This window comes from Nocardia sp. JMUB6875 (assembly GCF_041154655.1).
Taxonomy (GTDB): Bacteria; Actinomycetota; Actinomycetes; order Mycobacteriales; family Mycobacteriaceae; genus Nocardia.
In genome coordinates this window covers 1-13,227 of sequence record NZ_BAAFGR010000188.1, presented here as the reverse complement: position 1 = coordinate 13,227, position 13,227 = coordinate 1, and the positions used below count along the sequence as shown (strand labels likewise).

Sequence of the window (13,227 nt, the reverse complement as noted above, 5' to 3'; positions counted from 1 at the left end):
GAACCCGCAGGTCCAGGCGAACGGGGCGCCGAGGTGACCCGGACGAACGGGACGGATTCATGAGCCCCGGCCGCCCCGCGCGCGGGCGCGATTCCGGCCGCGGCCGAGGCGATTCCGGCCGGAGCCGCGGCAATCCCGGCCGGAGCCGCAGCGCCGCCGGGCGGGCGAGTTCGGGTCCGGGGCGGCAGTCCAGACCGCGGCCCGCTCCGGGACTGGATTCGGGCACCCGATTCCGGTTCGGGGTGGGTCGACTGGTGATGCTGGTGGCCCTCGCCGTGGCGGCCATCCAATTGCTGTGGGTGCAGAGCGTTTCCGCGCCGAAGCTCTCGGCGGAGGCGGCGAGTCAGCGGACCGTGAAGATCGCCGATCCCGCGACCCGCGGCGCCATTCTGGATCGATACGGGAAATCGCTGGCGTTCACCATCGCGGCGAAGGCGCTGACCTTCCAGCCGGTGCGGGTGCGCAAGGAATTGGCCGACGCGCACGACCAGAAGCCCAAGACCGCGCCGAATCCCGATGACCGGCTCGCGGCCATCGCCAAATACATCCACGAGAAGCTGGGCAAACTGGCCCCCGAGAAGGACATTCTCGACAAGCTGAAGAGCGACGAGCCGTTCGTGTACCTGGTGCGGAATGTGGATCCCCGGATCGCGGCGGATATCGGCCTGCAGTTCCCGGAGGTCGGGCAGGAACGCCAGGACATGCGCGAGTATCCCGGAGGCGCGTTGGCCGCCAATGTGATCGGCGCGACCGGCTGGGACGGGCACGGCCAGATCGGCCTGGAGTCCTCGATGGACGCGCTGCTGGCCGGCTCCGACGGCTCGCTCACCTACGACCGCGGCTCCGACGGCGCGGTGATCCCGGGTTCCTGGCGCGACCGCCAGCCCGCGGTCAACGGCTCGGGCGTGGAACTGACCCTCGACTCGGATCTGCAGTACTACGTGCAGCAGCAGGTGCAGCAGGCCAAGGACCTCTCCGGCGCGGGCGCCGCCTCGGCGGTGGTGCTGGACGTGCACACCGGCCAGGTGCTGGCCATGGCCAACGACAACACCTTCAACCCGTCGATGGATCCGCAGTCCTGGGCCACCACCGACCTGGGCAACCCGTCGGTGCAGGAGGTCTTCGAGCCGGGCTCGGTGAACAAGCTGGTCACCGCGGCCGCCGCCATCGAGTACGGCGTCACCAATCCCGATGAGGTGCTGGAGGTTCCAGGCAGCATCAATATGGGCGGCGTCACCGTGCACGACGCGTGGGTGCACGGGCTCGCGCCGTACACCACCACCGGCGTCTTCGGTAAGTCGTCCAACGTGGGCACGCTCATGCTGGCCCAGCGCGTCGGCGAGGACCGCTGGTACGACATGGTGAAGAAGTTCGGCATCGGCCAGCGCACCGGCGTCGGCCTGCCCGGCGAGAGCGCCGGCGTGCTGCCCGCGCGCGACCAGTGGTCGGGCTCCACCTTCGCGAACCTGCCCATCGGACAGGGTCTTTCGATGACGACCCTGCAGATGACGGCCATGTACCAGGCCATCGCCAATGACGGCGTGCGGATTCCGCCGCGCATCGTGAAGGCCAAGGTCGCCCCGGACGGCACCCGCACCGAGGAGGAGCCGCCGGACGGGGTGAAGGTGGTGAGCCCGCAGACCGCGCGCACCCTGCGGCAGATGTTCCAGGCCGTGGTGCAGAAGGACCCCAACGGCGGCAACCAGGGCGGCACCGGTATTCCGGCCGCGATCGAGGGCTATCAGATCGCGGGCAAAACCGGCACCGCCCAGCAGGTCGATCCCAAGTGCCACTGCTATTCCAGCGACCGCTACTGGATCACCTTCGCGGGCATGGCCCCCGCCGACAATCCGCGCTACGTGATCGGCATGATGCTGGACGCCCCGGTGCGCAGCTCCGACGGCAGCGGCGGCGGCTCGGTCGCGCCGCTGTTCCACAGCATCGCGTCGTGGCTGCTGCAGCGGGACCGCATCCCGCCGTCGCCGCCCGCCAAACAGCTGGTTCTGCAGGCGAGTTAGAGCAGGGATCGGATGGTAGTGACCCGTGCCGCCACCGGCGCGCACAGCCCCGGATGACCGAACTGCGCCGTGCCGATCGCTCGGCGATCCAACACAGGTAACCTGACACGTCGATCCGGTCAGCCGGACGATTTCTGCATATGACCGTCACCCCGGAGAGGAGCTTCGTGCCCGCGCAGTCCAGCCCGCAGGTGCTTCGGCCCGCTGCCCCGTCAGCGACCAGCCTGCGTCAGGTGGAGGAACTCACGGGCGCGCGCAGCGCCACCGCCGCGGAGGGACTGGAGAGCATCCAGGTCACCGGCATCGAGCAGCGGTCGAATGCGGTTCGGGCGGGCGATCTTTTCGCCGGGCTCGCCGGTGCGCATTCGCACGGCGCCCGTTTCGCCGCCGACGCGGTGGAGCGCGGCGCGGTCGCGATCCTGACCGATCCGGCGGGCGCGGAGCTGATCGGCGAGATCGGCGTCCCGGTGCTCGTGCACGACGCGCCCCGCGCCATCCTCGGCGAGTTGTCGTCGGCCCTTTACGGTGATCCGTCTCGCAAACTCCGCATCGTCGGCATCACCGGCACTTCCGGCAAAACGACCACCTCATATCTGGTCGAGGCCGGACTCGCCGCCGCCGGATTGCGCACCGCGCTCATCGGCACCATCGAGACCCGCATCGGCGGCGTCCGGGTGCCCTCCGCGCTGACCACGCCCGAGGCTCCGCAGCTGCACGCCATGTTCGCGCTCATGGTCGAGCAGGGCGTGGACGCGGTGGTCATGGAGGTCTCGAGCCACGCCCTGGCACTCGGCCGGGTCGACGGCGTGCGTTTCGCGGTCGGCGCGTTCACCAATCTGTCCCAGGACCATCTCGACTTCCACGCCGACTTCGAGGACTACTTCGCCGCCAAGCGGCGCCTGTTCATCCCGGACGGCCCGGATTCCGCCGGGTCGCCGCGACCGTCGGTGGCGGCAGCCGTTTCCGTCATCTGCGTGGACGACGAGTGGGGCCGACGCTTGGCTGCCGAGATCGGTGACGACCTGCCGGAGTCGGACTCCCGGCTGCGGACCGTCGCGATCGGCGGTGGCGTGCAGGCCGATTGGCGGGCCGACGGCATCACGGCCGGACCGGGCGGCACCCAGGAGTTCATCGCGATGGGCCCCGATGTCAATGTGGATGTGCGCCTGCGGCTTCCGGGTACCTACAACATCGCCAACGGGCTGCTCGCCGTCGCGGTGTGCGTGGCGGCGGGAGTCGAGGCGGAGGCTGCCGCTGTGGCGCTCGGGGACGTCGATGTCCCGGGCCGCATGCAGCGGGTGGATGAGGGTCAGGATTTTCTGGCCGTGGTGGATTACGCGCACAAGCCCGCCGCGATCGAATCGGTCGTGGCGACACTGCGCACGTGGTTGGCCGAACAAGGGGAGGGGCGTCTGGCGGTAGTGGTGGGCGCGGGCGGTGATCGCGATATGGCAAAGCGGCCCTTGATGGGTGCGGCGGCGGCGCGCGGCAGCGACCTGGCCATCATTACCGACGACAATCCGCGCAGTGAGGACCCGGCCGCCATTCGCGCCGCGGTACTCGCCGGCGCCGAACAGGTGCCGGAAGCGGAACGCGGAGAGGTCCGGGAGGTTGGGGACCGGGCGGCCGCGATCAAGGCCGCCGTCGCCTGGGCGCAACCCGGTGATGTGCTGCTGATCGCGGGCAAGGGACATGAGACAGGGCAGGAGATTTCAGGAGTGAAGCATCCGTTCGACGACCGCGAGGTACTCGCGGCCGCCCTGTCGGAAAAGACGAGGGACCTGACGCATTCATGATCGAGATGACTTTGCGGGAGCTCGCGGAGGTGGTCGGCGGCACGCTGCACGACGCCCCCGACCCCGAGGCGAAGGTCACCGGCGCGGCCGAATTCGATTCGCGCCGCATCGGTTCCGGTGACCTGTTCCTGGCGCTGCCGGGCGAGCACGCCGACGGCCACGACTTCGCGGCGCAGGCCGTGGAGCGCGGCGCGGTCGCGGTGCTGGCGGCCCGGCCGGTCGGCGTGCCCGCCATCGTGGTGGAGCCGCGGCCCGGGAACACGCGCGCCATCGCGCTCGCCCACGACACCGACGGTTCGGGTGCGGCGGTGCTGGACGCGCTGGCCAAGCTCGCCCGGGTGAGCGTGGATCGCCTGGTGGCCGCGGGCACGCTGACCGTCGTCGGCGTGACCGGCTCCTCCGGCAAGACCTCCACCAAGGATCTGATCGCCGCGACGCTGGCCCCGCTGGGACCCGTTGTGGCCCCGCCCGGTTCGTTCAACAACGAGATCGGCCACCCCTGGACCGCCCTGCGCGCCGACGCCGGCACCCGCTTCCTGGTGCTCGAGCTGTCCGCGCGGGGTACGGGACACATCAAGGCGCTCACCGAGATCGCGCCGCCCAGCGTCGGCGTCGTGCTCAATGTCGGCACCGCGCACCTGGGCGAGTTCGGCAGCCGCGAGGCCATCGCGCAGACCAAAGGTGAACTGGTGGAAGCCCTTCCGGCTTCCGGGTTCGCGGTGCTGAACGCCGACGACCACCTGGTCGCGAAGATGGCCGAGCGCACGCAGGCCCGCGTCGTGACGGTCGGGCAGGCCGCGGGCGCCGATGTCCGCGCCTCCGACGTCGTCCTCGACGAGCAGGCCCGGGCGCGATTCACCTTGCACGCCAACGGCGAATCCATCGATGTCCAACTCGCCGTGCACGGTGAGCACCAGGTCGGCAACGCGCTGTCCGCGGCCGCCGTCGCACTCAACCTCGGCGCTGACCTCGAGACCGTCGCCCGCGCACTGTCCGGCGCGACCGCCGCCTCGGCCCGCCGCATGGATGTGCGCACCCGCGCCGACGGCGTCACCATCGTCAACGACTCCTACAACGCCAACCCGGATTCGGTGCGCGCCGCCCTCAAGGCGCTGGTCACCATGGCCAAGGCCGGTACCGAGTCGCGCCCCAGCTGGGCGGTGCTCGGCGAAATGGGTGAGCTGGGCGAGGAATCCGTGCTCGAGCATGACAAGATCGGCCGACTGGTGGTGCGGCTGGATGTGGACCGGCTCGTCGTCGTCGGCCAGGGTCGTCCGGTGCGCGCCATGTTCCAGGGCGCGGTCCAGGAGGGCTCCTGGGGCGAGGAGGCCATCCACGTCCCCGATATCGAGTCGGCCCTCGAACTGCTCGACGAGGAACTCGAACCGGGTGCCGTGGTACTGGTGAAGGCCTCGAAATCCGTTGGCCTGTGGACTGTTGCCGAGCATCTGATCGGTGCGGACGAGGAGGCCGCGCGATGACTCAAATCCTGCTGTCGGCGGCCATCGCGCTCGCCGTTTCCATCCTGCTGACCCCCGTGGTGATCCGCTATTTCGCCAAACAGGGCTTCGGACAGGAGATCCGGGTCGACGGCCCGGAGAGCCACAAGGCCAAGCGCGGCACCCCCACCATGGGCGGCGTCGCCATCATCATCGGCATGTGGGCCGGTTACCTCGGCTCGCACCTGATCTCCATGACCTACGGCGAGCCCGGCCCCTCGGCCTCGGGCCTGCTGGTCATGGGCCTGGCCACCTCGTTGGGCTTCGTCGGTTTCCTCGACGACCTGATCAAGCTGCGCAAGCAGCGCAATCTGGGCCTGACCGCGGCCGGAAAATACATCGGCCAGCTCACCTCGGCCATCGTCTTCGGCGTGCTGGCACTGCAATTCCGCAATATCCACGGCCTCACGCCCGCCGACAAGCACCTGAGCTACACCCGCGACATCAATACGGTGTCCATGGCCGTGGTGATCTTCCTGGCGTTCGTCTGCATCATCGTGGTGGCCTGGTCCAACGCGGTGAACCTGACCGACGGCCTGGACGGTCTGGCAGCCGGTTCCATGTCCCTGGTGCTCGGCGCGTACATGATCATCACCTTCTGGCAGTGGCGCAACGCCTGCTCCGCGCACGCGGTGGCGGGCTGCTACAACGTGCGCGACCCGCTGGACCTGGCGCTGGTGTGCGCCGCCGGCGGCGCGGCATGCATCGGCTTCCTGTGGTGGAATGCCGCGCCCGCCAAGATCTTCATGGGCGACACCGGTTCGCTCATGCTGGGCGGTCTGCTCGCGGGCCTGTCCATCACCACCCGCACCGAACTGCTCATGGTCGTGATCGGCGCGCTGTTCGTGGCCGAGGCCGCGTCGGTGGTGCTGCAGGTGGCGGTCTTCCGCACCACGCGCAATCGCCTGTTCAAGATGGCACCGTTCCATCACCACTTCGAGCTGAGCGGGTGGGCCGAAACCTCGGTGATCATCCGGTTCTGGTTGCTGGCCGGTATGGCCTCGGCAATCGGGCTGGGCCTGTTCTACAGCGAATACCTCTCTGCGGCAGGGTGAGTGAGCAGCAATGTCCGAACATTCTCCGAGGGTCCTGCGTTCACCGGGGCCCATGCTCGAATTCCTGCGCGGCCGTGATGTGCTGGTGGCCGGTTGGGGCGTCTCCGGGCGCTCGCTGATCGAGCCGCTGCAGGACATCGGCGCGCGACCGATCGTCACCGACGGCGGCGGTAAGGCGCTGGCCGAGGCCGCCGAACTCGGCCTGGGCACCGCCACCACCGACGATCTGCTGGAACCCGATGCGCTGCAACGCTTCGCGCTGGTCATCACCAGCCCGGGCTGGCGGCCGGACTCCCCGGTGCTGGTCTCGGCCGTCACCGAGGGCATCCCGGTGTGGGGCGATGTCGAGTTCGCGTGGTGGGTGGACCAGGCCCGCATCTACGGTCCGGTCCGCAAGTGGCTGGTGGTGACCGGCACCAACGGCAAGACCACCACCACCCAGATGACGCACTCGATCCTGCGCGCCGCCGGGATTCCGTCGGTGGCCTGCGGCAATATCGGGCTCCCGATTCTGGACGCGCTGCGCCGCAACCCCGGCCCGCAGATCCTGGCGGTGGAACTCTCCTCGTTCCAGCTGCATTGGGCTCCGTCGGTGCGCCCCGAGGCCGGGGTGGTGCTGAATGTGGCCGAGGATCACCTGGATTGGCACGGCGGCCTGGACGCCTACGCCGCCGCCAAGGCCCGCGCGCTGACCGGACGGGTCGGCGTGGTCGGCCTGGACGACGCGGTCGCCTCGGCGCTGGCCCGAAAGTCCAAGGCGCGCCGCACCGTCGGCTTCCGCATCGGCGTCCCCGCCGACGGCGAGCTCGGCGTGGTGGACGGCAAGCTGCTGGACCGCGCCTTCACCAAGGCCGCGATCCTGGCCGAGGTCGGCGATATCAGCCCGCAGGGACCGGCCGGGGTGGCCGACGCGCTCGCCGCGTCCGCGCTCACCCGGGCCATCGACGTGGCGCCGCAGTTCGTGAAGGAGGGCCTGCAGGAGCACAAGGTCGGCCCGCATCGCGCCGCCTTCGTGCGCGAGCTGTCCGGCGTCGAGTTCGTCGACGACTCCAAGGCCACCAACCCGCACGCCGCGCGCTCCTCGATCCTGGCCCACCCGAACGTGATCTGGGTGGCGGGTGGACAGCTCAAGGGCGCGAGCGTCGAGGACCTCATCGAGGAGTGCCGCGAACACCTCGTCGCGGCCGTGCTTTTCGGCCAGGACGCGCCGGTGATTGCGGCCGCAATGGCGCGACACGCCCCCGATGTCCCGGTGGTGGAGCTGAATTCGGGGGACGATGCTCGGATGGGTGACCCCTTCACCGAGATCGAACCGGAAGCGGTGATGGCACGCGCGGTGCGCGTGGCGGCCGGATTCGCCCATCGCGGCGACACCGTGCTGCTGGCCCCGGCCGCGGCGTCCTTGGACATGTTCGCCGACTACACGCACCGCGGGCGCAGCTTCGCGGCCGCCGTGCAGGCCCTGGACGAGAAGGACATCGGGAGATCCGAATGACGACGGCGACGCCGCGGCGGGTAGGGAGTACCAAGCCCCAGCAGCGTGCGCGAGCCGGATGGTTCGGAGCATGGCTGGCCCGCCCGCTGGCGTCGTTCCACCTCGTCGTCGCCATCGCGGTGCTGCTGACCGTGCTGGGCCTGGTCATGGTGCTCTCGGCGTCGAGCGTCGAGTCCTATGCCGATGGCGGCTCGGCGTATTCGCTGTTCATCCAGCAGGCCATGATGGCCGCCTTCGGCGCGGTGCTGTTCTACATCGCGCTGCGGGTGCCGCTGCGGGTGATGCGGCAGCTGTCGTTCCCGGTCTTCGCGCTGTCACTGGTGCTGCTGGTGCTGGTGCTGATTCCCGGCATCGGCACCGAGGTGCAGGGCTCGCGCCGCTGGTTCGACCTCGGCTTCGTCTCGGTGCAGCCGTCGGAGATCGTGAAAATCACGCTGGTGGTGTGGGGTTCGCACCTGCTGGCCTCGCGGAAGAGCGAAAAGTCCGGGTACAAGGACATTCTCATGCCGCTGGTCCCCGCGGGCCTGCTGGTCTGTTTCCTGGTCGTGCTGGAACCCAACCTGTCCACCACCATCGCCCTCGGTATTGTCCTCACCTCGCTGCTGTGGTTCGGCGGGCTGCCGCTGCGCATGTTCGTCACCATCGCGGTGTCCGGCGGCGTCGCGGCGGCCATCCTGGCGCTGTCGGCCGGATACCGGTCCGACCGCATGCGGGCCTTCTTCAGCCCCGGCTCCGATCCGCAGGGCATCGGCTATCAGGCCCGCCAGGCCATGTACTCGCTGGCCGACGGCGGCATCTGGGGCCGCGGGCTCGGGCAGTCGCGCGCCAAGTGGAGCTATCTGCCCAACGCGCACAACGACTTCATCTTCGCCATCATCGGCGAGGAGCTCGGCTTCCTCGGCTGCGCCCTGGTGCTGGGGCTGTTCGCGCTGTTCGTCTACACCGGCCTGCGCATCGCCACCCGCTCGGTGGACCCGTTCATCCGGCTGCTGACCGCCTCGGCGACCACCTGGATCACCGGACAGGCCCTGATCAATGTCGGCTATGTCGTGGGTTTGCTGCCGGTGACCGGTCTGCAGCTGCCGCTGGTGTCGGCGGGCGGTTCCTCGCTGGCCATCACCCTGCTCATGTTCGGCATCATCGCCAATGCCGCCCGGCACGAACCGGAGGCGGTGGCCGCGCTGCACGCCGGCGGGGACGGTCGCTTCAGCCGCCTGCTGCGGCTGCCCAAGCCCGAAATGTATTCGCCCACACGGGCGCGCGCCGCCCGCGAGAAGTCCAAGGCCGCCCGCGCCCGGTCCCAGGCGAAGGCCAAGGTCAAGCCGAGCCCGCCCAAGCGCGCGCTACCATCGGGCCGTGGACGGGGCGGGTCGGAACCGGCCTCGCGCCGCTCGATAGATTCGGATTCGGCCCGGCGCACCAGCCGCTCGGCGGCGGACGACAATCGGGCCAAGGGGCGCAGCAGCCGATCCACGGAATCGTGGCGCGGCACCCGCGCCTGGGAACCCAACTATCCGATGAAACACGCGAGGGAACGGGGTAATTCGAGGTGACAGTGGAGCGGCCGGACAGCGAAGCGCCTACCGCGACTGAGCCGATCGCAGGAGTGCACGCCGAGCTGGTCGCGGGAGAGCACACCGACTTGCCCGAACACCTGCGGCGCGTCCACATGATCGGCATCGGCGGAGCCGGTATGTCCGGTATCGCCCGAATTCTGCTGTCGCGCGGGGGCATGGTGTCCGGTTCGGACGCCAAGGAGAGCCGCGGCGTGCTGGCGCTGCGGGCGCGCGGCGCCGAGGTGCGCATCGGGCACGACGCGAGCGCGCTGGACCTGCTGCCCGGCGGGCCGACCGCCGTGGTCACCACCTACGCCGCCATCCCCAAGACCAATCCCGAACTGGTGGAGGCACACAAGCGCGGCGTGCCCGTGCTGCTGCGCCCCGCCGTACTCGCCTCCCTGATGCAGGGCCACAAGACGCTGCTGGTGTCGGGCACGCACGGCAAGACCTCGACCACCTCCATGCTCGTGGTCGCCCTGCAGCACTGCGGATTCGATCCGTCCTTCGCCGTCGGCGGCGAGCTCAACGAGGCGGGCACCAATGCCCACCACGGCACCGGCGGCATCTTCGTGGCCGAGGCCGACGAGAGCGACGGGTCGCTGCTGCAGTACGCGCCGGATGTCGCGGTGGTGACCAATATCGAATCCGACCACCTGGACTACTTCGGCACGGACGAGGCCTACGTGCAGGTCTTCGACGACTTCGTGGACCGGCTCGAACCGGGCGGCCGCCTGGTGGTGTGCCTGGACGATCCGGGTTCGCTCGGGCTGGCCCAGCGTTCGGCGGCCAAGCTGAAGGACGATCCCCGCGGCATCCAGGTGATCGGTTACGGCTCCGGTGATTTCGAGGGCTCCGACGTCCCCGTCGGCGCGCGGCTGCTGTCGTTCGAGCCCCGCGATGTGGGCGGCGTGGCCGTCTTCCAGCTCTCCGACGAGGCCGCCCCGCGCACCCTGCGCCTGTCGGTGCCCGGCCGCCACATGGCCCTCAACGCGCTCGGCGCACTGCTGGCCGCCCGCGCGACCGGGGCCGATATGGGCGAAATCATCCAGGGCCTCGAAGGTTTCGGGGGAGTGCACCGCCGCTTCCAGCTCACCGGGCGCGAGAACGGCGTGCGCGTCTTCGACGACTACGCCCACCATCCCACCGAGGTGCGCGCGGTGCTGTCGGCCGCCGCCGAACTGGTCGCCCAGGAGGCCCGCGACGGCGCGCGCTCGCGCCCGGGCCGGGTGATCGTGGTGTTCCAGCCCCACTTGTACAGCCGCACCGCCACTTTCGCGACCGAGTTCGGCGAGGCGCTCTCGCTGGCCGACGAGGTGGTCGTGCTCGACGTGTACGGCGCCCGCGAGGAGCCGCTGCCCGGGGTGAACGGCGCGCTGGTGGCCAATGCGGTCACCAAACCCGTGCACTACCAGCCGGATATGTCGCGGGTCGGCAAGCAGGTCGGCGCGCTGGCGCGGCCCGGCGATGTGGTGATCACCATGGGCGCCGGCGATGTGACCATGCTGGGCGGCCAGATCCTGGACGGGCTGCGCGCCCGGCCCAGCCACGGGCGGTGAGCGCCCATGACCTCGGGTGGATCGCCACCGACGACAGCGGATGCGGCCGAAGACGATTGGGACGAGGCCGATCCGGCCGAAACCGATGAGCCGGACGAGGCCACCGAGAGCGCCGCGGCCCGCCGTGCGCGCCTGCGCCGGGGTCGCGTCCGCGAGGAATCCCGGTTCCTGAGCGCCTGGCGCTCCCGCAAGGTCCGCTTCGGCGTGCTCGCGGGGGTGGTGGCCCTGATCGCGCTGGGACTGGTCGCCTGGTTCACGCCCCTGCTGGCGGTCCGCACGGTCCGCGTCGACGGCCTGAGCGCCATTCCGGAGCAACAGGTTCTGGACGTGCTCCAGGTGCCCGACGGCTCGATGCTGCGCTTGGACACCGATGCCCTGGCCGAGAAGGTCGCCCGGCTGCCCAAGGTGCGCTCGGCGCGCGTGCAGCGGGTGTTCCCGTCCACCGTCCGCGTGACGGTCGTCGAGCGCACCCCGGTGCTGTACTTCGACAGCCCGGATGGGACACACCTGCTCGATTGCGACAGCGTGGAATTCGCGATCGAGCCGCCGGGACCCGGAGTGCCCAAACTCATTACCGACCATCCGGGCGGTTCGGATCCGGCGACCAAGGCCGCCGTCGCGGTCATGGCCGCCATTCCGGTTCCGCTGCGCGACCAGGTGGGGGTGGGAGCGGTTGTGGCCCGCTCGGTTTCGGATATTGCCCTGGAGTTGCGTGACGGGCGTACCGTGCTCTGGGGTGGGACCGTGGATTCGCCGCGCAAGGCGGCGGTGGTCGGACCCCTGCTTTCCCAGCCGGGCAAGGTATTCGATGTTTCGAGTCCGAATCTGGTCACGGTAAAGTGAGCGATACCTATTGGGCCGCCGAAATTTTCGGTGGTTTGCCGGAAGGGCACCGTCGGTTCCGATCCAGGACCGGAGGGTAACCGTCCACGATACGATGCTCATGTGGGTCGGACGAGGCGAATCACACAAGATTCTGACACTCGTTTCGGCGCGCCTGCGCGAGTAACGGGGTGGCTGCGAATACCGTTCCGCACCAGGTACTTGACATAACGCTGAAGCTGTGGTTGAGGGTTTATCGGACCGAGACCATTCGCCCGGCACATGGCGAGTAACCGAAGACGACAAGCTGTTTCAGATCGAAGGAAGGCGAGAGCCCATGACGCCCCCGCACAACTACCTTGCTGTGATCAAGGTCGTCGGTATCGGCGGCGGCGGCGTGAATGCCGTCAACCGGATGATCGAACAGGGACTCAAGGGAGTCGAGTTCATCGCGGTCAACACCGACGCGCAGGCTCTGCTGATGTCCGATGCCGACGTCAAGCTCGATGTCGGCCGTGAACTCACCCGCGGCCTGGGCGCCGGTGCCGATCCCGAGGTCGGCCGCAAGGCCGCCGAGGACCACAAGGACGAGATCGAGGAAGTCCTCAAGGGCGCCGACATGGTCTTCGTGACCGCGGGCGAGGGCGGCGGCACCGGCACCGGTGGCGCCCCGGTCGTGGCGTCCATCGCGCGCAAGCTCGGCGCGCTCACCATCGGCGTTGTGACGCGGCCGTTCTCGTTCGAGGGCAAGCGCCGCAGCAACCAGGCCGAGGCGGGCATCCAGGCCCTGCGCGAGTCCTGCGACACCCTCATCGTCATCCCCAACGACCGGCTGCTGCAGCTGGGCGACGCGGCCGTCTCGCTGATGGACGCCTTCCGTTCGGCGGATGAGGTGCTGCTCAACGGTGTTCAGGGCATTACCGACCTGATCACCACCCCGGGTCTGATCAACGTCGACTTCGCCGACGTCAAGTCGGTCATGTCCGGCGCGGGTTCGGCCCTGATGGGCATCGGCTCCGCCCGCGGCGAGGGCCGATCGGTCAAGGCCGCCGAGGCCGCGATCAATTCGCCGCTGCTGGAAGCCTCCATGGACGGCGCGCACGGCGTGCTGCTCTCCATCGCCGGTGGCTCCGATCTCGGCCTGTTCGAGATCAACGAGGCCGCCTCGCTGGTGCAGGAGGCCGCGCACATCGAGGCCAACATCATCTTCGGTACGGTCATCGACGACTCCCTCGGCGACGAGGTCCGCGTCACGGTGATCGCCGCCGGCTTCGACGGCAGCGGCCCCTCCCGCCGCATCGAGCCCGCCGTGAGCCGCTTCAGCTCCACGGCCAGCTCCACCGCCTCCGCCTCGGCCGGATCGGTAAGCCGCAGCCCCGAATACGCCCCCGCCCGCGCCGCCGAACCGGCCCGCGCGCCCGAACCGG

General features: G+C 69.7%; 9 protein-coding genes. All 9 read left to right on the top strand.

Features of this window, described 5'->3' with window-relative positions; genetic code table 11:
• Window positions 1–257: 257 nt before the first annotated feature.
• Window positions 258–2,018: a peptidoglycan D,D-transpeptidase FtsI family protein gene (locus ACAM49_RS33510; RefSeq protein ID WP_369639558.1), complete on the top strand. Its 1,761-nt coding sequence runs from the start codon at window positions 258–260 to the stop codon at window positions 2,016–2,018.
• A 140-nt stretch (window positions 2,019–2,158) separates the two neighbouring features.
• Window positions 2,159–3,814: a UDP-N-acetylmuramoyl-L-alanyl-D-glutamate--2,6-diaminopimelate ligase gene (locus ACAM49_RS33505; RefSeq protein WP_369639555.1), complete on the top strand. Its 1,656-nt coding sequence runs from the start codon at window positions 2,159–2,161 to the stop codon at window positions 3,812–3,814.
• Window positions 3,811–5,295 carry a UDP-N-acetylmuramoyl-tripeptide--D-alanyl-D-alanine ligase gene (gene murF, locus ACAM49_RS33500; protein ID WP_369639554.1) on the top strand — a complete coding sequence of 495 codons (1,485 nt, stop codon included), beginning with the start codon at window positions 3,811–3,813 and terminating at the stop codon, window positions 5,293–5,295. The genes ACAM49_RS33505 and murF overlap by 4 nt, the downstream gene beginning before the upstream one ends.
• The gene (gene mraY / locus ACAM49_RS33495) at window positions 5,292–6,368 is read left to right on the top strand and encodes a phospho-N-acetylmuramoyl-pentapeptide-transferase (protein WP_369639553.1); all 1,077 of its coding nucleotides are present in this window, start codon (window positions 5,292–5,294) and stop codon (window positions 6,366–6,368) included. The genes murF and mraY overlap by 4 nt, the downstream gene beginning before the upstream one ends.
• Before the next feature lie 52 nt (window positions 6,369–6,420).
• Window positions 6,421–7,863: a UDP-N-acetylmuramoyl-L-alanine--D-glutamate ligase gene (gene murD, locus ACAM49_RS33490; RefSeq protein ID WP_369639557.1), complete on the top strand. Its 1,443-nt coding sequence runs from the start codon at window positions 6,421–6,423 to the stop codon at window positions 7,861–7,863.
• Window positions 7,860–9,416, top strand: coding sequence for a putative lipid II flippase FtsW (ftsW, locus tag ACAM49_RS33485; protein WP_369639552.1), 1,557 nt, complete (start codon window positions 7,860–7,862; stop codon window positions 9,414–9,416). Before murD ends, ftsW begins: the two co-directional genes overlap by 4 nt.
• Window positions 9,417–9,532: 116 nt before the next feature.
• Window positions 9,533–10,978 (top strand): UDP-N-acetylmuramate--L-alanine ligase, encoded by a 1,446-nt coding sequence (gene murC, locus ACAM49_RS33480; protein WP_369639556.1) that lies wholly within the window; start codon window positions 9,533–9,535, stop codon window positions 10,976–10,978.
• Between the two features lie 6 nt (window positions 10,979–10,984).
• Window positions 10,985–11,821, top strand: a complete 837-nt coding sequence (locus ACAM49_RS33475; protein ID WP_369639551.1) for a cell division protein FtsQ/DivIB — start codon at window positions 10,985–10,987, stop codon at window positions 11,819–11,821.
• Between the two features lie 316 nt (window positions 11,822–12,137).
• On the top strand, window positions 12,138–13,227 hold a 1,090-nt coding region (gene ftsZ / locus ACAM49_RS33470; RefSeq protein WP_369639550.1), incomplete at its 3' end, for a cell division protein FtsZ.

Coding starts and splice junctions, on each gene's coding strand:
- ACAM49_RS33510 (WP_369639558.1), top strand. CDS start 258: ATGCTGGTGGCCCTCGCCGTGGCGGCCATCCAATTGCTGTGGGTGCAG.
- ACAM49_RS33505 (WP_369639555.1), top strand. CDS start 2,159: ATGACCGTCACCCCGGAGAGGAGCTTCGTGCCCGCGCAGTCCAGCCCG.
- murF (WP_369639554.1), top strand. CDS start 3,811: ATGATCGAGATGACTTTGCGGGAGCTCGCGGAGGTGGTCGGCGGCACG.
- mraY (WP_369639553.1), top strand. CDS start 5,292: ATGACTCAAATCCTGCTGTCGGCGGCCATCGCGCTCGCCGTTTCCATC.
- murD (WP_369639557.1), top strand. CDS start 6,421: ATGCTCGAATTCCTGCGCGGCCGTGATGTGCTGGTGGCCGGTTGGGGC.
- ftsW (WP_369639552.1), top strand. CDS start 7,860: ATGACGACGGCGACGCCGCGGCGGGTAGGGAGTACCAAGCCCCAGCAG.
- murC (WP_369639556.1), top strand. CDS start 9,533: ATGATCGGCATCGGCGGAGCCGGTATGTCCGGTATCGCCCGAATTCTG.
- ACAM49_RS33475 (WP_369639551.1), top strand. CDS start 10,985: ATGACCTCGGGTGGATCGCCACCGACGACAGCGGATGCGGCCGAAGAC.